The organism is Paenibacillus sp. JGP012 (assembly GCF_014203995.1).
Lineage (GTDB): Bacteria > Bacillota > Bacilli > Paenibacillales > Paenibacillaceae > Paenibacillus > Paenibacillus silvae.
The window spans coordinates 48,813-70,435 of the sequence record NZ_JACHKG010000016.1; the positions used below are offsets into that span (position 1 = coordinate 48,813).

The 21,623-nt window shown below is 48.3% G+C and carries 21 protein-coding genes; 20 read left to right on the plus strand and 1 reads right to left on the minus strand.

Annotated features, from left to right (window positions below; all coding sequences use genetic code 11):
- Positions 1-241 precede the first annotated feature (241 nt).
- From rlmN to HNR77_RS18745, 8 genes are all read left to right on the plus strand, one after another.
- Positions 242-1,282: a dual-specificity RNA methyltransferase RlmN gene (gene rlmN, locus HNR77_RS18710; protein WP_111271055.1), complete on the plus strand. Its 1,041-nt coding sequence runs from the start codon at positions 242-244 to the stop codon at positions 1,280-1,282.
- Positions 1,283-1,289: 7 nt separating this feature from the next.
- Positions 1,290-2,066 (plus strand): Stp1/IreP family PP2C-type Ser/Thr phosphatase, encoded by a 777-nt coding sequence (locus HNR77_RS18715; RefSeq protein ID WP_184187566.1) that lies wholly within the window; start codon positions 1,290-1,292, stop codon positions 2,064-2,066.
- Positions 2,063-4,300, plus strand: coding sequence for a Stk1 family PASTA domain-containing Ser/Thr kinase (pknB, locus tag HNR77_RS18720; RefSeq protein ID WP_184187569.1), 2,238 nt, complete (start codon positions 2,063-2,065; stop codon positions 4,298-4,300). The genes HNR77_RS18715 and pknB overlap by 4 nt, the downstream gene beginning before the upstream one ends.
- Before the next feature lie 83 nt (positions 4,301-4,383).
- On the plus strand, positions 4,384-5,301 hold the full coding sequence (gene rsgA / locus HNR77_RS18725) for a ribosome small subunit-dependent GTPase A (RefSeq protein ID WP_184187572.1): 918 nt from the start codon (positions 4,384-4,386) through the stop codon (positions 5,299-5,301).
- A gap of 2 nt (positions 5,302-5,303) precedes the next feature.
- Positions 5,304-5,963: a ribulose-phosphate 3-epimerase gene (rpe, locus tag HNR77_RS18730; protein WP_110898586.1), complete on the plus strand. Its 660-nt coding sequence runs from the start codon at positions 5,304-5,306 to the stop codon at positions 5,961-5,963.
- A gap of 3 nt (positions 5,964-5,966) precedes the next feature.
- Complete coding sequence (locus HNR77_RS18735) at positions 5,967-6,227, plus strand: hypothetical protein (protein WP_184187575.1); 261 nt, start codon at positions 5,967-5,969, stop codon at positions 6,225-6,227.
- Positions 6,228-6,383: 156 nt separating this feature from the next.
- Positions 6,384-6,464: a stage V sporulation protein SpoVM gene (gene spoVM / locus HNR77_RS18740; protein ID WP_019424875.1), complete on the plus strand. Its 81-nt coding sequence runs from the start codon at positions 6,384-6,386 to the stop codon at positions 6,462-6,464.
- Between the two features lie 40 nt (positions 6,465-6,504).
- Positions 6,505-6,750, plus strand: a complete 246-nt coding sequence (locus HNR77_RS18745; RefSeq protein ID WP_184187578.1) for a hypothetical protein — start codon at positions 6,505-6,507, stop codon at positions 6,748-6,750.
- Here HNR77_RS18745 and rpmB read toward each other — a convergent pair whose 3' ends face one another.
- A complete protein-coding gene (gene rpmB / locus HNR77_RS18750; protein WP_024631107.1) occupies positions 6,751-6,939 on the minus strand; it encodes a 50S ribosomal protein L28 in 189 nt (62 codons plus the stop codon).
- A gap of 455 nt (positions 6,940-7,394) precedes the next feature.
- On the opposite strand from rpmB, the gene HNR77_RS18755 reads away from it, so the two are divergent.
- The 12 genes from HNR77_RS18755 to glsA all read left to right on the plus strand — a co-directional run bounded on the left by HNR77_RS18755 (position 7,395) and on the right by glsA (position 21,559).
- The gene (locus HNR77_RS18755; protein WP_184187581.1) at positions 7,395-7,577 is read left to right on the plus strand and encodes a hypothetical protein; all 183 of its coding nucleotides are present in this window, start codon (positions 7,395-7,397) and stop codon (positions 7,575-7,577) included.
- Entirely contained in the window at positions 7,574-9,370 is a 1,797-nt protein-coding gene (locus HNR77_RS18760; protein WP_184187584.1) for a DAK2 domain-containing protein, read from the plus strand. Before HNR77_RS18755 ends, HNR77_RS18760 begins: the two co-directional genes overlap by 4 nt.
- Positions 9,371-9,471: 101 nt before the next feature.
- Positions 9,472-10,335 carry a DegV family protein gene (locus tag HNR77_RS18765; protein ID WP_184187586.1) on the plus strand — a complete coding sequence of 288 codons (864 nt, stop codon included), beginning with the start codon at positions 9,472-9,474 and terminating at the stop codon, positions 10,333-10,335.
- A gap of 11 nt (positions 10,336-10,346) precedes the next feature.
- A complete protein-coding gene (gene recG / locus HNR77_RS18770) occupies positions 10,347-12,392 on the plus strand; it encodes an ATP-dependent DNA helicase RecG (RefSeq protein ID WP_184187589.1) in 2,046 nt (681 codons plus the stop codon).
- Between the two features lie 84 nt (positions 12,393-12,476).
- On the plus strand, positions 12,477-12,764 hold the full coding sequence (locus HNR77_RS18775) for a stage VI sporulation protein F (protein ID WP_184187592.1): 288 nt from the start codon (positions 12,477-12,479) through the stop codon (positions 12,762-12,764).
- 873 nt (positions 12,765-13,637) lie between these two features.
- Positions 13,638-13,883 (plus strand): hypothetical protein, encoded by a 246-nt coding sequence (locus tag HNR77_RS18780; protein WP_184187595.1) that lies wholly within the window; start codon positions 13,638-13,640, stop codon positions 13,881-13,883.
- Between the two features lie 32 nt (positions 13,884-13,915).
- Complete coding sequence (locus HNR77_RS18785; RefSeq protein WP_184187741.1) at positions 13,916-15,568, plus strand: LytS/YhcK type 5TM receptor domain-containing protein; 1,653 nt, start codon at positions 13,916-13,918, stop codon at positions 15,566-15,568.
- A 344-nt stretch (positions 15,569-15,912) separates the two neighbouring features.
- Entirely contained in the window at positions 15,913-16,728 is an 816-nt protein-coding gene (locus tag HNR77_RS18790) for a LytR/AlgR family response regulator transcription factor (RefSeq protein ID WP_184187743.1), read from the plus strand.
- A gap of 200 nt (positions 16,729-16,928) precedes the next feature.
- The gene (locus HNR77_RS18795) at positions 16,929-18,197 is read left to right on the plus strand and encodes an L-lactate MFS transporter (protein ID WP_260410677.1); all 1,269 of its coding nucleotides are present in this window, start codon (positions 16,929-16,931) and stop codon (positions 18,195-18,197) included.
- A 262-nt stretch (positions 18,198-18,459) separates the two neighbouring features.
- Positions 18,460-18,942: a GNAT family N-acetyltransferase gene (locus tag HNR77_RS18800; protein ID WP_184187601.1), complete on the plus strand. Its 483-nt coding sequence runs from the start codon at positions 18,460-18,462 to the stop codon at positions 18,940-18,942.
- 391 nt (positions 18,943-19,333) lie between these two features.
- Complete coding sequence (locus HNR77_RS18805) at positions 19,334-20,500, plus strand: hypothetical protein (RefSeq protein ID WP_184187604.1); 1,167 nt, start codon at positions 19,334-19,336, stop codon at positions 20,498-20,500.
- A 117-nt stretch (positions 20,501-20,617) separates the two neighbouring features.
- Positions 20,618-21,559, plus strand: coding sequence for a glutaminase A (glsA, locus tag HNR77_RS18810; protein ID WP_184187607.1), 942 nt, complete (start codon positions 20,618-20,620; stop codon positions 21,557-21,559).
- Positions 21,560-21,623 lie beyond the last annotated feature (64 nt).

Consider the following 21,623-nt stretch of genomic DNA (forward strand, 5'->3'; position numbering starts at 1 on the left):
GCCGAGGGAAACCCCGGCGGATTTCTTTGTGAGAGGCAAGTTTTGCTGAATGGTTCGGTCGAAATGAAGTATTTGCTATGATGTCAAGATGCGATAGCAGCATTGAGGTGTTATAATGCATGAATAACGTGTCTCACGGGTATACATGGATGTAACGTGGTGTTTGTGATAGAATAGGACGAATGCAGTAAAACGCTGGAAAGCAAATGAAAAGAAAAAAGGAATAGGTGTTGACTACAAAATGAAACCTTTTATATACGATTTTTCCCTGGAGCAGTTACAGCAATGGGCTGTTGAGAACGGGGAGCCTGCGTTTCGCGGCGGCCAGATTTTTGACTGGATCTATGTGAAGCGTGTGAATGATTTCAGTGAAATGACGAATCTGTCCAAAGCTTTGCGTGAGAAGCTGGCAGATCAGTTTGAATTTGTAACCCTCAAGGAAATTACCAAGTTCGAGTCCAAGGATGGAACTGTAAAATTCCTCTTTGGTCTGCATGATGATCATGCGATCGAAACGGTCATTATGAAGCATAACTACGGCAACAGCATCTGTGTAACGACACAGGTCGGCTGCCGGATCGGCTGCACGTTCTGTGCATCCACGCTGGGTGGACTCAAGCGCAACCTTACAGCAGGTGAGATTGTAGCTCAGGTTGTACAGGCTCAGAAGATTCTCGACGAACGTAATGAACGTGTCAGCAGCATCGTAATTATGGGTTCCGGTGAACCGTTTGAAAACTATGAAGCAACGATGACGTTCCTGCGGATTATGATTCACGAAAAGGGCCTGAATATCGGTCAGCGTCACATTACCGTGTCTACAAGCGGAATTGTACCGAACATCTACAAGTTTGCAGATGAAGATACACAGATTAATCTCGCGATTTCGATCCATGCACCGAATGATGCTCTTCGTTCGAAGCTAATGCCGGTTAACCGTCGTTTCCCGTTTGATGATGTGATGGAGTCTCTTCGTTACTATCTGGCCAAGACGGGCCGGAGAATTACGTTTGAGTACGCATTGATTGGTGGCGTAAACGACCAGCCGGAGCATGCGGAAGAATTGGCAAGCGTACTGAAAAGCATGTTGTGCCATGTCAACCTGATCCCGGTCAATCATGTGCCTGAGCGCAAATATGTCAGAACGTCAAGAAAAGACATATTTAATTTCCAGAGAATTCTCTCGGAACAGGGAGTTAATGTAACGATTCGTCGTGAACAGGGACATGATATTGCTGCCGCTTGCGGCCAGCTTCGTGCAAAGCATATGGAGTTGAGGTGAGAGCGTTTTGATCAAAACAGTTCATGTGAGCCATATCGGACGAGTACGTTCGGTGAATGAAGATTCAGCCTGGATTCGTAATCTCGATACAGGATATATTCTGGGAATCGTCGCGGACGGCATGGGTGGACATCTTGCTGGAGATACAGCAAGTCGTCTCGCAGTGGAGACACTGGTACAGGATCTGGCCACACTTGAGCCAGGCCTGTCCCATGCTTCCCTGTCAGCTGCACTTAGCGATGCGATTCATCATGCGAATGAAGTCATATTCCGCACAGCATCTACGGATGATAAGTATCATAATATGGGAACGACTGTGGTCGCCGCCCTATTGAATGATGCAGAAGGTGTGATTGGACATATCGGAGACAGTCGTGCTTATAAAATCACTGGCAAAGAAGTATTTCAGTTGACCGAAGATCACACATTGGTAAATGAATTGTACAAAAATGGTCAGATCAGCAAAGAGGACGTAACTCATCATCCGCGGCGCAATGTACTTACCCGAGCCCTTGGCACAGATGCCGAGGTAAAGGTAGACATGGATACCGTTCGTCTGGAAGAAGGCGAAGTGTTGCTTCTCTGCAGCGATGGACTCAGTAACCTGGTCAGCAATGAGCAGATTATTCAGGTTGCAGGCAATCTAGACCTTGCGCTGGAGGACCGTGCTGACCGATTGCTGCAATTGGCATTGCTTGCTGGAGGGGACGATAACATTACGGTAGCGTTATTTGAACCTCAGCAGCAGAACGCCGTGCATACGGAAACGGGGTGTGAGTCATGATCGGGCACCAGCTAGGCGGACGCTATGAGGTGATTGAGCGTGTCGGTGGCGGCGGCATGGCGCTTGTGTACAAGGCTCAGGACTTGCTTTTGAACCGGAATGTGGCGATTAAAGTACTGAGACAGCAGTTTGTACATGATGAAGAATTTATTCGCCGTTTCCGCAGAGAAGCACAATCGGCAGCCTCTCTTTCCCACCCTAATGTGGTTAGCATCTATGATGTGGGTCAGGAAGATGATGTGCATTATATCGTTATGGAATATGTGGAAGGTAAAAATCTGAATGAGATTATTAAGGAGCGTGCGCCTTTACAGGTTGACGAGGCGGTACACATTGCTTCCCAGATTGCGGACGCATTGGACCATGCGCATCATAATCAGATCATTCATCGGGATATCAAGCCGCATAACATCCTGATCGGCCGGAATGGTCGCGTGAAGGTGACGGATTTCGGAATCGCTCGTGCCGTAACCTCGACAACGATTACACAGACCGGCTCTGTTGTCGGTTCTGTACATTATTTCTCGCCAGAGCATGCCAAAGGCATTGTGACCGGGGAGAAGTCGGACTTATATTCTCTTGGTATTGTACTCTATCAAATGCTGACAGGACAGCTTCCTTTTTTGGGAGAGAGTCCAATCAGTGTAGCTTTGAAGCACTTGCAGGAAGAGTTTGATGAACCACGCAAGTTCAATCCGCTTATTCCGCAAAGTGTGGAAAATGTCATTCTCAAATCGATGCGTAAAAATCCGCAGGAGCGTTATCAGTCAGCCAAAGAAATGCAGAACGATCTGGAGACATGCCTTTTGCCAGAGAGACGCAATGAGTCGAAGGTTGATTTTCCCGATGAGGATGATATAGACCAGACTCGTGTTATGCCGGCGATTAAACCGGAGCCGCGTGGAATGACGTCTACAGGGACTATGCCTGTGATGGAGACGGATACAGATGAGAATTCAAGCAAACCGAAGAAGAAAAACTGGAAAAAACCGACACTGCTTATATCACTGACTCTTCTTATCCTGGTTGCCATGGTTGGTGTGGTATGGTATGTCAAAGGTATGCTTGTTGTACCTGAGGTCACCGTTCCTAATGTGGTCAACCAGACGGAAGAAAAAGCTCGTCAAATGCTGGAGGAACAGGGGCTGGTTGTAAGCAGCGAGGTTATTCGAAAGTATCAGGAAAATGTAGATCCAGGTATGGTCTTTGATCAAAGCAGAAATGCCGGCGATGTGGTCAAAAAAGGCACAGAAGTGCAGCTGAGTGTGGGTGCAGAGAAAACAAAGGAAAAAATGATTGATGTTAAGGGAGACCCTTATACGGAAGCGGTCAAAAAGCTGACTGCTTTGGGCCTCAAAGAAGACCAGATCAAACGTAAGGATGACTTCTCCAACGAAGTGTCTTCAGGTTTAGTTATTTCCCAGACGCCTGGTGTGAATGAAGAATTTGATCCTGAGTTGGTTGAAATTGAGTTAACCGTAAGCAAGGGCACTGAAACGGTCAAAATGCCTGATCTGAAAAATCATACACGCAGTGAAGCAGAGCAAATGCTGAAAGAGAAGGGACTTGTGCTCGGACAGGTGCAGGAGGAATCCAGCTATACGGTAGAACAGGGCAAAGTTACGCAGCAATGGCCTGTGGAGGCAGGAGCAGATGTGAATCCTGGCGACAAGATTACGATCTTTATCAGCACAGGATACCCGCCTGAAGCACTGGAGTATCCGTTTAACATCAACGTATCACCCAAAGAAGTGGGCAAAAACAGCAAAATCCGTATTACCTATGAAGATGCACGCGGCAAAAATCAGGAGTGGGGCACACGTACGATCAATTCTGCTCAAATGTTGACGATACCGCTTGTGCTTGCACCAAATGAAAACGGTGCGGTGTCCGTTTATCGTGATGGCAAATTCCTGGATACGTATGTTGTATCTTATAGTGAAGCGAAGAACGGTACAGTGAACGTACCTTCCATTGATCCGGAGCAGAGCACACAGGCTCCGCCAGCGAACACCCCTGATCCGGGGAATGGCGATAACGGTAATGGAAATGGAAATGGCAATAGTGATGGTAATGTGGACAACGGCGGGGAAACCGACCCTGGCTCTACTCCGGTTGATGGAGAGGGAGATAATCAGGAAGGTGACACCTCGGCTATGAAGACGGATAAAGGTCCGGGCAAGCATAAAGAGGATTCGAAAAAAGGAGTTATTAACGCATCAGGCCGTCCATAAGGACGGCTTATGCTGGCGTAAGGCCAAGGCGTAAGCGAAATTGTGATTGTAACTGAACTGACTTGAAGGAGGGCGACGGAGCTGTGCCAGAGGGTATCATCGTCAAAGCATTAAGTGGTTACTACTATGTCATGCCGGTGGAAGAGAACGGGGTTCCTTCGGTTGAAGGTTCCGCCGTTCAATGTAGAGCCAGAGGGATTTTTCGTAAAAGAGGCACTTCTCCACTGGTTGGGGATCGTGTAAGCTACATGCTGACAGAGAACGGAGAAGGAACAGTGGATGAAATTCACAAGCGTGAGACTGAACTAATTCGTCCTCCTGTGGCTAATGTTAGCCTGGCTGTTCTGCTATTTTCGGTCAAAGAGCCTGACATGAATCTGAATCTGCTGGACAAGTTCCTTGTTCATATTGAACAGGCAGGGCTGGATGCCTTGATTGTATTGACCAAACAGGATCTGATCGACCCGGAGGCCGAGGATCGGGACATTGTCGCTGAAGTGAAGGCACTGTACGAGCAAATCGGTTACGAGGTTATTTCGACCAGTTCCCGGACAGGAGAAGGCAGCGAGCTGCTCAGGGAACGACTGGCTGGCAAGATCAGTGTATTCTCGGGTCAATCCGGTGTAGGCAAGTCCTCCATGCTGAATGCATTGATGCCTGGACTTACGCTGGAGACGAGTGCGATCAGCATGCGTCTGGGACGGGGGAAACACACGACCAGACACGTAGAGCTAATTCCACTGGATAACGGAGGATTTGTAGCGGATACCCCTGGATTCAGCCAGCTGGACTTTCTGGAGATTGGTGTAGAGGAGTTATCCACTTGTTTCCGGGAGTTTGCGCAGTTTGCTGATCAGTGCAAGTTCCGTGGGTGTACACATACGCATGAACCGGGCTGCCGGGTGCTTGCGGCAAAAGAGGAAGGATTGATCTCTGAAAGCCGATATCGGCACTATGAGCAGTTCCTGACTGAGATGAAAGATAAGAAGCGGAGGTATTAACCATGATTAAAATTGCCCCATCCATATTATCAGCCGATTTTGCCAAGCTTGGCGCGGAAGTTGCTGAAGCTCAGGCTGCAGGCGGAGACTGGATTCATGTTGATGTGATGGACGGTCATTTCGTTCCTAATATTACGCTGGGCCCAGCAATTGTAAAGGCCATTGCACCGCATACCACACTGCCGCTGGACGTTCACTTGATGATTGAGAACCCTGAACGGTACGTGGAAGAGTTTGCAAAAGCGGGTGCGGCGGTTATTACAGTTCATGCCGAGGCATGTGTACATCTGCACCGGGTGATTCATCTGATTAAAGAGCAGGGTGTCAAGGCAGGTGTTGCCCTGAATCCGGGCACTCCAGCGAGTGCAATTCAGGAAGTGTTGGATGATGTAGATATGGTGCTTGTTATGACGGTTAATCCGGGCTTTGGGGGTCAAGCATTTATCTCTGGCACAATGAATAAAATCAAGCAGATTCGCACATGGTTGAATGAAAAAGGACGTCACGACGTACATATCGAGGTAGATGGCGGTATTGCTGCCGATACAGCACCGCTTGTCGTGGAAGCTGGCGCTGACGTTCTTGTGGCTGGTAGTGCCGTATTCGGTCGTGAAGACCGGGCTGCTGCGATTGCCGAGATTCGCAGCAGCTACGAGGGTTAGTTCATGACCTTCAAGGAAACGCTGTGGACGATGGCTGCGAGTCTGGTAACGGGGCTGGTGCTAGCGCTGTTTGCCGTGCTCCAGGCTCCGTACAATGCGCTCACGTCCTTGATCGGGGTTGCGGTAGTCATTATGTATTTCCGCAAGTTTGATCGGAAGGGACTTCGGATTACCTTTGTTATATTCAGCATTTTGTATTATCTCATGAGTGTTTTCATGATTGCCGTCTATCAGTATATTCCCGCGCAAAGCGAAATGGGCTGATGATCAGGCTTGTCATGTGGAATAGGGACAACAGGTTCCGCATAAATATGGTTACATGAGCAGGTTTCTCATGTAGCCTTTTTTGTCGTGTTGGGGTGAAAAAGGCCTGAAGCATAGGATACGGCGGACGCATGAGCATGATGGGGAGGGTGAAGTATGAAATTTTACACATTCAAACTGCCGAAGTTTTTGGGAGGGTTTGTAAAGGCGATCCTGAATACGTTTCAAAAGAACTGATCTGGTCTACAAGATTGATAAGCACTACAGTAGCTATACGTTGATCAGCAGCATCGTTAGGCGAATACCGCCGCTTTGGCTCAAGGCTCATCTGGAGAACCGGATTTGCAAGAAGTGCCATGCGGCGGACATTCCTGTGCGTATTCAGGACACGGTGCCGCAGCATCATGTTCTTGTGTCGCAGGAATCAGCAGATTGTTGGAAGGTGCTTTTTGTAAATACCAAAAAAGCACCTGCAAGGAACAAGGTGCTTTTTGCTTATCCGATTTATAGTAGCTTTGCGTGATTATACGCGAGTCACTTTACCGGCTTTCAGTGCACGGGTGCTTACGTATACACGTTTCGGTTTGCCGTTCACGAGAATGCGGACCTTCTGAACGTTTACGCCCCAAGAACGACGGTTACGGTTGTTAGCGTGGGATACGTGGTTACCGGTGCCCGGTTTCTTACCTGTCACATAACATTTGCGAGACATAGATTACACCTCCTATCCTAAAATAACCAGTGCCTTCGGAGAGACGAACGTCATTCCATAAGGACTCAATTGTTCTTTCCTGATCCTGAGATCAGGCTTCAGTAGCTAATGGCGTTGTTCAAGCCGGCATGGCCGGATCATTTCCATTACTTAACCTGCATAAAACAATACTTGAATATAATATCATAATTAAAAAAGCTTCGTCAACTGATCCAAAAACTTTATTTATTTCTCTTGTCTAATATAGTACAATGTTGAATAGTCCATAGTACAGCCATGAATAGGCTGTTGCCGCGGGAAGCCGGAGAAAAAACCGTACGTAGAGGTTGGAGGTTTGCTTTTTTGGCAACGCTGTGAGATGCGGCATTCCATCATTGGCACCAGTCTCCATGCGGCATTCATGTCGGCTTCTGATACCGGTGCATATCCCTATGCCCGCAAACGGGTTGCAGAGAATGCAGCATATTGGTAGCCCGGCCGCCCAGACCGTTTACCCGGCTGACATGTTGTATAATATGCCTGTGCCGGACAAGGTATGGACGAAGAATAACGCAGATGCGTTTACGCATGAACAGACCAAAATGATTCTTGGTGCAAGATGTTCGTGTATCAAGCTAGGAAGGGGAATTCTCACTTGAGTATACGTTCTTTAAATGGAACAGATTTCACCGCAATGGTCATTGCCGGAGCGGAACAACTAGGGCAGCACGCAGAACATGTCAATTCCCTGAATGTTTTCCCGGTGCCGGATGGCGATACGGGAACAAACATGAATTTGACAATGACTGCCGGTGTTGCAGAGATTAAAAGGAAAAGCTCTGCTTCCATCGGAGAAGCTGCCGGAATTTTATCCAAAGGCCTGCTTATGGGTGCACGCGGGAACTCCGGGGTTATTTTATCCCAATTGTTCCGTGGATTTAGCCGTTCAGCAGCTGCGCATGAGGAATTGAATACAATTCAATTTGCTGCCGCTCTGCAAAATGGTGTGGACGCAGCATACAAAGCTGTAGTGAAACCCGTAGAAGGCACCATTCTTACCGTAGCCAAGGAAGCGGCAAAACATGCCACCTACTATGCAAGACGGACGAATGATATAACTGAATTAATGAATGAAGTTCTAATAAAAGCAAAAGAAGCACTGGCGATGACTCCGGAAATGCTGCCTGTACTAAAGCAGGTTGGTGTGGTCGATTCAGGCGGTCAGGGGCTTGTATATATTTATGAAGGTTTTATGGAAGTGCTGCTGCAAGGTGAGGGTGGTTCACGACCTTTGATACAAAAAGAGTCTGTTCCGTCCCCAGCTGTGAAACCGTCTGCAAAACCAGAGCCGGTTACAACAAAGGCGGCACAGGTCATAGCTCCTGAGATGCCGCTGTCCGCTCAAGCGCGTCTGGAAACGGAAGATATTGAATTTCTGTATGACATGGAGTTCTTTATTAACCGCGAGCTTGGAGAAAACGCGGGAACAGCATTTGATGATGAGACGTTCCGGAAAGCGCTGTCAATAAATGGAGATTCTATCATCATCATTGCAGATGATGAAGTGATCAAGGTGCATGTACATTCCAAGACACCTGGTGATGTATTAAATCTGGCTTTGAAATATGGCGAAATTACACAGATTCATATTCTGAATATGCGTGAGCAGCATCGTGATCTGCTCACTGCGGGCATGGACGGAGCAGCTTCACCTGATCTGTTTGCTGATATACCTCACGAGAAGACAAGCACACTTGAAGAAGCGGTGCTGCCGGCGGATGAAATGGCACCTTACGGTTTTATTGCGGTGTCTTCCGGCGATGGTATAGCTGAGATTTTCAAAAGCCTCGGTGTGGATATTGTTCTGTCGGGTGGACAGACGATGAATCCAAGCACAGAGGACTTTGTCAAAGCGGTGCGTTCGATCGCTGCAGAACAGGTGTTTATTTTGCCGAACAACTCCAACATTGTACTTGCTGCTGAACAGGCTCGTGAACTGCTGGAGGATGAACGCCGTATTACGGTGATTCCAAGCAAGACCATTCCACAAGGCATGGCTGCTGCCTTTGCTTTCCAGGAGGACGAGTCTGCTGATACCAATCGGGATCAGATGCTGGAAGCGATCAGCCGTGTACAGTCCGGTCAGGTGACTCATGCCGTTCGGGATACGCAGTATGATGAGCTGGATATCAAGGCGGGACACTATATCGGTATTCATAACTCCAAAATTGTTGCAACAGATGAGAGCATGCTCCGTGCTTGTGAAGGTCTGCTTGCACAAATGCTGGAGAGCGGGGATGAAGTCGTCACGATTCTTGAAGGAGAAGAGGCTGATCCAGAGGTGACTGGTGCTCTGGCTGCATGGCTGGAAGAGCAGTATCCGGCTGCTGAGGTTGAGGTGCATCAGGGAGGACAGCCTGTGTATTATTATCTGTTCTCTGTCGAGTCCTGAGTCAAGCTGGCATCACAAACCGATTACTGCACTTTATGGTGCTGACAGATGGTTTGCTGAAAAAGGCTCGATTGTACTTTGGGTGAAGAGGAGGAATGCACATGAACCACAAAGTAGCGATTGTAACGGACAGTACAGCGGATATTCCTGAAGAACTGATTCGTAAATACGGTATACATGTGGTTTCGCTGCGTGTGTTGTTCGGGGAAGAAAACTATGCGGACGGGGTGGAGCTGACTTCGGAGCAGTTCTACGACAAGCTGAGGCAGAGCACTGTGCTGCCTACAACTTCGCAGCCTTCTCCTACGGATTTCATGAGCGTATACCAGCGATTGCTGGATGAAAATCCGGACAGACCGATTGTATCCATCCATCTGTCTTCGGGCATGAGCGGAACGTACCAGTCCGCGATGCTCGGCAAGTCACTTCTGGAACGTGAAGCAGACATTACGATAATCGATTCAAAATCAGCTTCATACGGGTATGGTTTAATGGTGGTGCATGCAGCCGAGCTTGCCGAGCAGGGTAAATCTGTGGCTGAGATTTCAGCTGCTGTTGAGGAGATGCAGCAATCCCGCAAGTTGTTTTTTCTGGTGGATACACTGGAGTATCTGCAGAAGGGCGGACGGATTGGCAAGGCCTCGGCTATACTGGGAACGCTGCTTAACATTAAACCAATCCTGTCTATTGATGAAGAGGGCATCATCTACGCTGTAGAGAAAGTCAGAGGCCACAAAAAGGCAATGGCACGTATTATTGAGCTGTTCCAGAAGGATCTGGCTGGAAAACGGGTCAACGTTGCGGTAGGTCATACCGCTGATCCTGCATCGGCAGCAGCTTGTGCTGAACAGTTAAGGAGTCATTTTACACTTAATGAAGTGATCTATACCAATATCGGGGCCGTCATCGGCAGCCATGTGGGACCCGGTGTCATTGCGATCTTTATGTGGCCTGTTCCGGAATGAGGGATTAAGACATGAAGCTTGAAGATATATCAGTGAAACAAATTAACGGCGTGAGTGCTCTCAGAGAGGGAGAGCTTCACGCCTTTGGCATCTCTAGTGTGAGAGACCTGTTAGAGTACTATCCATTTCGTTACGAAGATTATCGTCTGCGTTCGCTGAGTGAGGTCAAGGACGGAGACAAGATTACGGTACAGGGACAAGTTATGGGGGTTCCAGTGCTGCAGCGTTACGGCAAGAAGTCACGTCTGACCTGCAAAATTATGACGGAAGAGTGGATGATTACGGCAACGTGGTTCAACCGTCATTTTCTCAAAGACCAGCTTACGCCTAATCGGGAAATTGTGCTTACCGGTAAATGGGAGCAGAAGCGGATGCAGCTCACGGTATCTGACTCGGAGTTTCCGGATAAAGGAGACGGACGCTCTGGCACATTGCAGCCAGTCTATTCCGTCACGGGCAAGCTGACACAGCAGTGGATGCGCAAGACGATTAACCAGGGCTTAAACCAATACGGGGATATGATTCCCGAGATTCTGCCTCATTCCTTGATCAAAAAATATAATCTCATGCCGCGTAAGCAGGCTATTGCCGGTATTCATCGTCCGCAGGACAATCAGGAGGGCCAGCGAGCCAGGCAGCGGATGGTCTATGAGGAATTGTTTCTATTCCAGCTTAAAATGCAGGCGTTCCGTGCGCTGAATCGGAATCGGATGGATGGCATGGTCCATACGACGGACAATACAACAATTCGTGAGTTTGTTCGCAGTCTGCCGTTCGAATTGACTGATGCACAGAAGAAGGTTGAGCTTGAAATATTGCATGATATGCGTTCGCCCTATGCGATGAATCGACTGCTGCAGGGGGACGTAGGCTCTGGTAAAACGGTGATTGCAGCGATTGCGCTCTATACAACTGTGCGATCGGGCTTTCAGGGGGCTCTGATGGTGCCTACCGAAATTCTGGCAGAGCAGCATATGCGTTCCTTGCAGAAGCTGTTTGAACCGTTTGGTGTTACGGTGGGGTTGTTAACGGGCAGTGTGAACGGGCGCAAACGCAAGGATCTGATTGCCTCATTGCAGATGGGCATGCTCGATATTGTTGTGGGTACACACGCCCTGATCCAGGAGGATGTCTTCTTCCGGGAGCTGGGCCTTGTGGTAACGGACGAGCAGCACCGCTTCGGGGTGAATCAGCGCAGCGTTTTAAGACGTAAAGGGTATAATCCTGATGTGTTAACGATGACGGCTACGCCAATTCCGCGAACGCTTGCGATTACGGCTTTTGGAGATATTGAGGTATCCACCATATCGGAGCGGCCAAAGGGACGGATTCCGATCTCTACCTATTGGGTGAAGCATGACATGATGGAGCGTGTGCTTGGTTTTATTTCCAGAGAGGTGGACCAGGGTCGCCAGGCTTATCTGATCTGTCCGCTCATTGAAGAATCGGAGAAGCTGGATGTGCAGAATGCCATTGATCTGCATGTGCAGATGCAGCAGAATTTTCCGAAATATAGAGTAGGACTGCTGCATGGGCGCATGACTGCCGCGGAAAAAGAAGAAATGATGCGGGACTTCTACAATAATGATATTCAGCTGCTAGTGTCCACGACGGTGGTGGAAGTCGGCGTCGATGTACCGAATGCCACGTTGATGGTGATTATGGATGCGGATCGGTTCGGATTGTCTCAGCTGCATCAGCTTCGCGGCCGTGTGGGTCGTGGTGCGCATGCATCGTACTGTGTGCTCATCGCTGATCCCAAGACCGAGGTGGGGCAGGAGCGCATGAAGGTCATGACCGAAACCGAGGATGGCTTCGAGGTGTCCCGACGCGACCTGGATTTGCGGGGGCCGGGGGATTTCTTTGGTACCAAACAGAGTGGATTACCGGAATTCCGCTTGGCTGATATGGTCGCGGATTTTGCTGTACTGGAGCAAGCCAGAGATGATGTGTCTGCGTTGATCGCGGATGCCACGTTCTGGACATCGGTTGATTACGCGCCTTTGCGTGATTTTCTTCAGGAGCAGCAGGTGTTTAAAGGTGATCTGATTGATTAACCAAATTAAAAAGTGACAAGTAACCAAGCCCTCCCGACATATGAATAAGAAGTGAGTTCATTTTTTTGGGAGGTGCTGTACGTTTTGGGTTATCAACAATACGGAATCAGTCCGCAGCTGGTGGAGCGGATCAAACTAAAGATGAAAAATCCTGCGGTCAAAGAACGCATCAAAAAGCTGATTGATGGCGTGACCAAGTCCGATCTGCAGGATAAAACGAAGGTTCGCAGGCTGATCAAATCCTCCGCAGTCATTATGAATGAGCATTTTACCCCTGCACAGGAGGAGCAGTTTGTCGCCTTTGTCATCGCACAGAAGATTGATCCCAACAACACGTTCCATTTGATCAAGCTGTGGGGCATGTTTAGGTAGGCTTGAAAGTGATGTGTGGCGTTTCAAAAAAAGGGCGACTTCTTTACAAGGGTACAGGGCCCGATCGCTCTGCTCACAGACAAAAAGGCACTGTACATCATCCAGGCACGAGGTGGCGTGTTATCCCCGGATTTTTGGAATTACCCCTTATAAGGGTAAAAATCCGGGGATAAAGGCGTGATGATGCTTCTGAGGAAGCTTTCTTTCTTGGAGAAAGCTTTCAGGCGCCCGCCTCGCTTCTTCAGATTGGTTCTGTCCTCTCCGTTGTTGTGTGAACGAACATTCTGCTGAAAGGCCGCATTACATTCAAGGGGATTAGCAATGTGTGAAGGGCATTCTATCAGTCATCTGTGACTTGATGGAATGCCTTTTTGCTGTGATAAGCTGCTGTAGGCTGAGAAAGGGAGGGGGAGGAGGGCCCCATAGATTGGGTTGTCGCGGCGACGGGGCAGTGTGATGAGATAACTCCTCGGGGAGAAATGTGGCATGAACCGTTAGCGTACCGCTAACGAATCGAGAAAAGCTTATATAGCCCATTTAAGCATGCTGGAAAATGTAACGATTCTGAGAAACGTTATTTCCTTGTTTTTACCCCGGATTCATCGTTTTTTGCTGGTTTTGCAGGAAATAGCGTCGCTGGGAATCGTTACATTTTCGGGAGGGATAAAAACGCTATAATAAGGCTTCTGAGAATCGTTAGAGTTTGGAGTGGCACGATGTGGGTGCATGGAGGAGTTTCGCAGGAATAACGTGCTGCAGGTTTGGGCGCATAGATAAAGTATGGAGAAAATAATCGCGTGTTAAGCCGTGCTCAGCAAGGGAGTGAGGCGCTCGGTAGCGCCAAGTGTTGGTGGTGGAAGAGAAGTTGCTTGCATGCTGGCCCGTATTGGGCGTGGAAGTGAGGTTGTTGGTTCTAGCGGCGGAGTGCTGATGGTGATGGTCTCAAAATACAGAAATTCAGGTCAATCGAATCCATCCGATTGGCCTTTTATCCTTTTCACAGGTTATCCTTTGCTTTCCGGACAGCAGAACGGTAAACTGTTGCATACGAGTAGTGTGGTCGCCATATGCACCGGGATGCCGGGCAGTGCTCAGGCACTGCTGTATATTTTCAGATAGATGCGGGGGAAGTTACGTTGGAAATGTTTACAATGCTGCTGGGACTATTTGAACGGGCGGCGCTGCTGATTATATTTTTGTTTTTTCTGTCACGGGTACCGCGGTTCAGGCAGATTTTGCAAAAAGGGAATTTAAGAAGACAGGAGTATGCTGCGGTTACACTATTATTTTGTGCGTTTGCCATCTTTGGTACATATACAGGCATTAATGTGGAAGGTTCATTGGTTAATGTACGCATTATTGCGATCCTGTCGGGTGGAATATTGTTTGGTGCGCCTGTTGGCATCATTACGGGCATTGTCTCAGGGGTGCATCGATACCTCATTGATATGGACGGCATCACCGCTGTCCCATGTCTGATTACAAGTGTTCTTGCGGGTCTGGTGTCCGGCTACATTCACAAATACACCCCCAAATCCAAGCGCTGGATCATCGGCATTGGTGCAGGCATGATCATTGAAGCACTCACGATGCTGCTGATTCTGCTGTATTCGTATCCTGATCCTCTCGGGGCGGATATTGTATCGAAGATCGCACTTCCCATGATTCTGGGCGAGGTGAACATCGGTCTGATTGTACTTCTGGTACAGAGTGTGGAGGGGGAAAAGGAATTAATTGCAGGTCGTCAGGCCAAGCTGGCACTGGAGATTGCGAATAAAACACTGCCTTACTTCCGCTCGATTGATGAGGACTCACTCCGTAACGTTTGCAGAATAATACAGGAGGATATTCAAGCTGATGCGGTTGCCATTACCGATACGCGGAATGTTCTGGCTTATGTCGGTTTCGGGGAAGAGCGGTATCATATTGGCAATGAGATTATTAGCGAGATGACCAAAAGCACGATATCCAGCGGAGAAATTATGATCAGTAATGATGTGACGGATGAGAAAACACCGGATATTCACTCGCTGCTGATTATTCCGCTGAAGGAACGCGGTGAGGTGACCGGTGCGCTCAAAATTTATTATCGAAAAGCTTACAGAATTACGTATCCTCTGCAAACGATGGCTGTCGGGCTCTCCCAGATCATCTCTACTCAGATGGAGGTTTCAAGGGTAGAGGAGATTAAGGCTGCAGCGAACAAGGCGGAGCTGCGTGCACTGCAGACCACGATTCATCCTCATTTTCTGTTTAATGCACTGAATGCGATTGCCTCATCGATCCGTACCAAGCCGGACCGCGCACGGGAGCTGATTGTGAACCTCTCGGGATATATGCGTTACAATCTGGAGCTGTCTGATGAGTTGATTGATATTCATAAGGAGCTGGAGCAGGTCCGCAACTATGTAGAGATTGAGAAAGCTCGCTTTGGCAGCAGACTTAGCGTCATCTATGAGATTGATGAAGTGGCAGTGCATATTCCGAGTCTGGTTATTCAGCCGCTTGTGGAGAACGCGATTATCCATGGTATTCTCAAGGTGAAGGGACCAGGAACGGTACGGATTCGCGTTCAGGATGTTCCTGATTATGTGCGCATCAGCGTGAGTGATACAGGGGCAGGCATCAGTCCCGATATTATTGAGAAGGTATACCATGATCGCATGCCGGGCAATCAGATTGGGCTGTATAACGTGCATCGGCGTGTGAAGCTGATCTATGGACAAGGCTTAACGATTACAAGACTGGAGCAAGGAACGGACATTTCATTTGATGTGCCCAAAGGAGATGTCTTAACGAGATGAGGGATTTCTGGAAGTGAACGAGGATGGAATGAAGAGAGTTTCTATATAAGTTGAACTATTTATTTACACGTGAACGGAGAGGACAGAAAAAACCTGAAAAAGCGGAGCGGTCGCCTTTATCACCGGATTTTTCCCTCTGGAAAAGGGAATCCAAAAAATCTGGGGATAACAGCGATTGGAAGGTTGTTCTGTCATCGGAGTGGATTGTGTAAAATCTTTAGTTCAACTTATATAGACGAAGTACCCATGAGAGAGCATCTGATGCAGGTACTATGAGACGCACGATTGAGGTATTATAGGAGCCTATGATGGAGGGTATTATGAGAGCGTTAGATAGAGGTATTATGAAAGCTTTAATTGTAGAGGATGAAATTCCGGCTAGTGAGGAGCTTAGTTATCTGATTCAGGAGCACAGCCGCATTGAGATCGTGGATTGTCTGGAGGATGGCCTGGATGTGCTCAAGTTTCTGCAGGAGCAGGAGGTCGATGTTATTTTTCTCGATATTAATATTCCTTCGCTGGACGGTATGATGCTGGCTCATCATATTGGCATGTTTGCACGTAAACCCTACATTGTATTTACCACAGCGTACAAGGAGCATGCTGCCGAAGCTTTTGAACTGGAGGCATTTGACTATATTCTGAAGCCTTACGATGAGAAACGGATCGCAGCCATGCTGCACAAGCTGGAGGCGACCTTCAAGCGGGACCAGGAGCTGAGCGATGGAGTTCAGGTCAGTGGGCGGGAACAGCAAAACGTGCAAGGAAATCAAGGCACGCAAGGGCATGCTGTAGACAATGACCCTGGATATGAACAGGACAACCAGACGGGAAAACGTATTAATCTGCTGCGCAATGAAAATATTATCGTCACGGATTCGGCGGATATCTATTATGCAGAAGCTCAGGAGAAGGTGACGAAGGTGTACACCAAAAACGGGGAGTTTACGATGCCGGTCAGCATATCTGATTTTCACAGCCGTCTGCCTCAGGATGCCTTCTTCCGTTGTCATCGTTCCTATCTCGTGAATCTTTCCCAGATTCGTGAAATTGTACCCTGGTTCAACAATACGTATTTGCTGCGTCTGCGTGATTTGGAGGCCGAAGTGCCTGTCAGTCGCGGCAAGGTCAAAGAATTCAGGCAGCTCATGCGCATATAACGGCATTTCATTCCGTAAATGATGCAACTCATGCTCAAAACGTTCGAATGAATCCCCTTTCATGTATGATTGGCTTGTGAACAACGTTCCGGTTTGCTCGAGCAGCATACAAGAATGTTCAACAGGTTACAGACATCGGCAAAGGGGAGATTACGATGAAAGCAGCTATTTCATCCGCTTCATCAGCATCTGATTCAACCATGACATCATCTATACCAATGAACCGCTGGCTCATTGTACTTGGTACGATCATTGTACAAATGGGGCTCGGCACAATCTACACCTGGAGTTTATTTAACCAGCCGCTGGCTGACCGTTTCGGATGGGACGTCAGTTCGGTTGCGATAACATTTTCAATTACGAGTTTTGCTTTGGCTTTTGCTACGTTGTTTGCAGGTCGGCTGCAGGAGCGTTGGGGGCTTCAGCGCCTGATTCGTACGGCTGGCATTGTGCTTGGGCTGGGACTGATTCTTAGTTCTCAGGTCAGCTCACTAACGCTGCTGTATCTGCTGGCTGGCTTTGTCGTTGGTTTCGCGGACGGCACGGCGTATATTACGTCTCTTTCGAATTTAATTAAATGGTTCCCTGAACGAAAAGGTCTGATCTCGGGTATTTCGGTTGGTGCCTTCGGTACGGGTAGTCTATTGTTCAAATATGTGAATTCCGCCTTGATTGGTGCAGTTGGTCCGGCACAAGCGTTTATGTATTGGGGCATCATCGTTCTGGTGCTGATCACTGCAGGATCATTCCTGATCCGCGAGGCGGTCGTTCGTGAGACCTCTCCGGCGGCAGATGTAAAGGCGGGTACGGGTGTGAAACGAGCAGAGGTCCGTCATGAATACACGGTCAAAGAAATGCTTCGTACCAAAGAAGCATACATGCTCTTTGGTATTTTCTTCACAGCTTGTATGAGTGGTCTGTATCTGATCGGTATCGTCAAAGACATTGGCGTGAAGCTCGCAGGACTGGATGTAGCTACAGCGGCGAATGCGGTGGCCATGGTGGCGATTTTCAACACGGCGGGCCGTATCATTCTGGGGGCCTTGTCGGACAAAGTGGGACGTATGAAGGTCATCGCAGGAGCACTGCTGGTTACAGCTGTAGCTGTCATGACACTGAGTCTCGTACCACTGAACTTTGGCATCTTCTTCGCATGTGTGGCAGCGATTGCCTTCTGCTTTGGCGGTAACATTACGGTGTTTCCAGCCATTGTAGCCGATTACTTCGGTTTGAAAAATCAAAGCAAAAACTATGGCATCATCTATCAAGGCTTTGGATTTGGTGCTCTGGCGGGATCATTCATTAGTGCGCTGCTGGGTGGCTTCCATATTACCTTCATCGTAATTGCTGTACTCTGTGCCGTATCCCTGCTGATGGCTCTGATGATTACACCTCCGGGTTCAAACCGCCGGACACGTACTGCTCAGAAAAAACAGATGCAGTTCAATCCTTCATCACGCGCGAGCTGAGTCGGAGTATATATTGTGCATGATGTAATGCTGTGTCGCTATTCGGTTTAACGATTCTCCAACTGAACACAGCATGCCGTGCAAAATGAATAAACCTGACAGGCAAACGGTCTCTATTGAGACCGTTTTTTTGCTTTTGGAAACGGCTCTGTTATACTCAAGATGAATCGGGGACTTCGTGCACTTCGGGTGACGACGTTGCATCTTGATCCATAGCTGCCGCACAATCACATTTAATGATGTATTCCAAGGAGGCATTTCCATGAATTTTGTGAAATACACAGAACCGGACTTTGAACATTATTATGCACTTGTTTCCAATGAGGACGTTATGAAACAGATTACCGAGCGTGCGATTCCTGAAACGGAGGCCAGAACACAGTTTGATACGATGCTGGATTATAATCTTCGTTCGTTGTGCGGGCACTACCGAGTTAACTTGCAGGATGATGCAGGTGTGGCTTACGCCAAATTAATTCAGGATGAGGACAATCCGTCGCGGGCAGAGATGGGATATATGATTCTGCCGGAGCATTGGGGCCAAGGTCACGGAACAGCCATTGCGTCCCGTCTGATTATACAGGCTCAGGCCGCAGGCATAGAGCTGCTGTATGCCGTGATTGATCCTTCCAATGCGGCATCCCGACAGATTTTGCTCAGACAGAACTTTGAATCAACGTGGACGGGAGACTACGATGGTTTGCCTGGTGAGATATTGGAGTTAAATCTGCGTCCTGGCAGATAGAGAAGGTGGTTTATTCCGTGAAAAAGTCGCTGAAAAGCGATTTTTTTATATCTATCTATATCTGTTGTGCAGGTGATTTCTCATCGACTAATGATCCAGCAATCAATCATCCAGCAATGGAACAGTATAATACAATTTTCAGGCGGTTAAATTAAGTTTTGTAATAGAGCAATTTTGTCAATTCATTTACACCTTAACGGAGAGGACAGAAAAAACCTGAAAAAGCGGAGCGGTCGCCTTTATCACGGGATTTTCCCTTTAGAAAAAGGAATCAAAAAAATCTGGGGATAACAGCGATTGGAAGGTTATTCTGTCATCGGAGTGGCTTGTGTAAATTCTTTAGGTCAACTTATATGAATTACTCTTAAATCAAATGTACAAGGAGAGCGCCATGATCACACCACTGGAGAAGATCTCTCATCCTCCGTTTAACCCCATTCATAACAAACTTTATAATCCACTTGAGCTGCTGAAGGGCTTTAATCCGGACAACCCACAGAGCCTGCTAACCACGCCTGACTTCCAGTGTTTTATCTATTTTCATCAACAAGGGGGTACGACCATCTCGGACCCGTATGCCGCTATGATGGAGGCTATGCATGACACATCGGTGGTGCGCGAGATGAATGCATTTCTCGCAGCGGAGTTAGAGGCAGGCCGTCGTCCTGTTGCCATCATGGGAGGACATCAGGAAAAGCGAGGGAGTACAGCGTATTGTAAAGTAGCGCGAATTGCCAAGAAACTATCCGAGTCCGGCTTTGTTGTCGTTAGTGGAGGCGGACCGGGTTGTATGGAGGCAACGCATCTCGGCGCTCTTCATGCAGGGCGATCTGCGGACTCGCTTGAATCAGCCATTAATCGATTGGCCAAAGAACCCTACGATGCATTTCCCCAAAACATGCAGCATCTCATCGGGAAAGATGGACGTTCCGTTCAGGAAGAACTGTTAAAAGAACTGCATGCATGGATGCTTCCCGCGTGGGAGATTGTGAATGAACTCAAGGACCAGCTCACCCCGCTCAATCGCAGTCTGGCCTTGCCGACCTGGCATTATGGGCACGAACCCTTTACGCCGTTTGCTACCCATGTTGCGAAATATTTCCTCAATAGCATACGTGAAGATGTTCTACTGACCCTGGCTTCATGCGGTATCATTTTTTCGGAAGGAAGAGGGGGCACCATTCAGGAAGTGTTCCAGGACGCTTCACATGTCTATTATCGTGATAAGGATGCTGACAGCAAGGCTCCGATTACTTCCATGCTATTTCTCGATAGCAAGTTCTGGACTGTTCCAGACGTCCCGGATCAGGGACTTCACATGCCGGTTCTGGATTTGCTTTATCCACTTTTCGTGGGTACGAACAATATGACAGAAGAGGAATTCAAGCGTTATATCCGCGTTGTGGATGATGCGGATGAAGTGGTAGACATTATTATCGAAAATGCACATTCAGCGAGCCAGGTCGTACATAAACTCGCCAGAATCGGTATTACCAATATTGATTCGAAGCTCATGGCTGAAAGAGCTGAAACTTTTGTTAATCAAAGAAACATATGAGCATACTCCTGTCTCCAGTTCGGGTGATTTCCCGTGCCGGAGGGGTAATGAATAGGATAGAATAGGGATAGGCATCGTGCAGGATGCTTCTATAGATACAGGTGGAGGAGATGACATATGAGTGATTCAACGATGGATCGACTGAATGCCTTGCTGCCAGAGTGGCTGGAGACCAGCCGCTTGCATACAGGGCAGGGGAAGGTGGCTTCCTATATTCCAGAACTGGTCAAAGCGTCACAGGATGATCTCGGTATTCATATTATGGACGCTGAAGGAAATTATGTGTCTGCTGGCGATTGCGGTGTGCCTTTTACGATGCAAAGTATCTCCAAGGTGTTCACGCTGATTCTGGCTCTCATGGATCACGGGGAAGAGGCCGTCTTCTTTAATGTAGGAAAAGAACCGACAGGTGACGATTACGACTCGATGATCAAGCTGGAGCTGGTTGAACCGGGCATCCCGTTTAATCCCCTCATTAATGCGGGTGCAATAACCGTATCCTCCCTCGTTGGCGGTGACTGCAAGGAAGAGAAGTCCCGCCGCATTCTCGAATTTTTTCGCAAGCTCGCTCACAATGAACGACTGGGTTATAACGAAGACGTTTATCGCTCCGAATCCGAAAGTGGTCATCTAAATCGCTCACTCGCTTATTTTCTCAAACATAACGGTGTAATCAAGGATGAAGTGGAGGATGTCCTGGCTGTCTATTTCCGCCATTGCTCTATTGAAGTGACCTGTGCGGATCTGGCCCGCATGGCACTTGTTCTGGCGTATAACGGAACGGATCCTATCACGGGTGAAGAGCTTATTCCCCGCCGTTACGTGCAGATTGCCAAAACGTTCATGACCACCTGCGGCATGTACAATGCCTCTGGTGAATTTGCCATTGAGGTAGGTCTTCCGGCCAAAAGCGGTGTTTCCGGCGGTATTTTGACGCTCGTACCGGGACAATTCGGCATCGGCCTGGTTGGACCGGCATTGAACCGCAAGGGCAACAGCATTGCTGGTGTGCATCTGCTGGAGCGTCTTTCCAAGGAGTTTGACTGGAGTTTCTTCTGAAATTTTCTTTCGGACGAAGCAGGGCACGGGAACTGTTTGTCGGCTGCTTTTTATTTCATTAGAC

What these genes read in the sequence shown, in the direction of transcription:
- recG (WP_184187589.1), top strand. Translation starts at nt 10,347, where the DNA reads ATGAAGCTTGAAGATATATCAGTGAAACAAATTAACGGCGTGAGTGCT.
- HNR77_RS18790 (WP_184187743.1), top strand. Translation starts at nt 15,913, where the DNA reads ATGAAAGCTTTAATTGTAGAGGATGAAATTCCGGCTAGTGAGGAGCTT.
- HNR77_RS18805 (WP_184187604.1), top strand. Translation starts at nt 19,334, where the DNA reads ATGATCACACCACTGGAGAAGATCTCTCATCCTCCGTTTAACCCCATT.
- HNR77_RS18785 (WP_184187741.1), top strand. Translation starts at nt 13,916, where the DNA reads ATGCTGCTGGGACTATTTGAACGGGCGGCGCTGCTGATTATATTTTTG.
- HNR77_RS18800 (WP_184187601.1), top strand. Translation starts at nt 18,460, where the DNA reads ATGAATTTTGTGAAATACACAGAACCGGACTTTGAACATTATTATGCA.
- HNR77_RS18780 (WP_184187595.1), top strand. Translation starts at nt 13,638, where the DNA reads ATGCTGGCCCGTATTGGGCGTGGAAGTGAGGTTGTTGGTTCTAGCGGC.
- glsA (WP_184187607.1), top strand. Translation starts at nt 20,618, where the DNA reads ATGAGTGATTCAACGATGGATCGACTGAATGCCTTGCTGCCAGAGTGG.
- spoVM (WP_019424875.1), top strand. Translation starts at nt 6,384, where the DNA reads ATGAAATTTTACACATTCAAACTGCCGAAGTTTTTGGGAGGGTTTGTA.
- HNR77_RS18795 (WP_260410677.1), top strand. Translation starts at nt 16,929, where the DNA reads ATGACATCATCTATACCAATGAACCGCTGGCTCATTGTACTTGGTACG.
- HNR77_RS18765 (WP_184187586.1), top strand. Translation starts at nt 9,472, where the DNA reads ATGAACCACAAAGTAGCGATTGTAACGGACAGTACAGCGGATATTCCT.
- rlmN (WP_111271055.1), top strand. Translation starts at nt 242, where the DNA reads ATGAAACCTTTTATATACGATTTTTCCCTGGAGCAGTTACAGCAATGG.
- rpmB (WP_024631107.1), bottom strand. Translation starts at nt 6,939, where the DNA reads ATGTCTCGCAAATGTTATGTGACAGGTAAGAAACCGGGCACCGGTAAC.
- pknB (WP_184187569.1), top strand. Translation starts at nt 2,063, where the DNA reads ATGATCGGGCACCAGCTAGGCGGACGCTATGAGGTGATTGAGCGTGTC.
- rpe (WP_110898586.1), top strand. Translation starts at nt 5,304, where the DNA reads ATGATTAAAATTGCCCCATCCATATTATCAGCCGATTTTGCCAAGCTT.
- HNR77_RS18755 (WP_184187581.1), top strand. Translation starts at nt 7,395, where the DNA reads ATGCAGCATATTGGTAGCCCGGCCGCCCAGACCGTTTACCCGGCTGAC.
- HNR77_RS18735 (WP_184187575.1), top strand. Translation starts at nt 5,967, where the DNA reads ATGACCTTCAAGGAAACGCTGTGGACGATGGCTGCGAGTCTGGTAACG.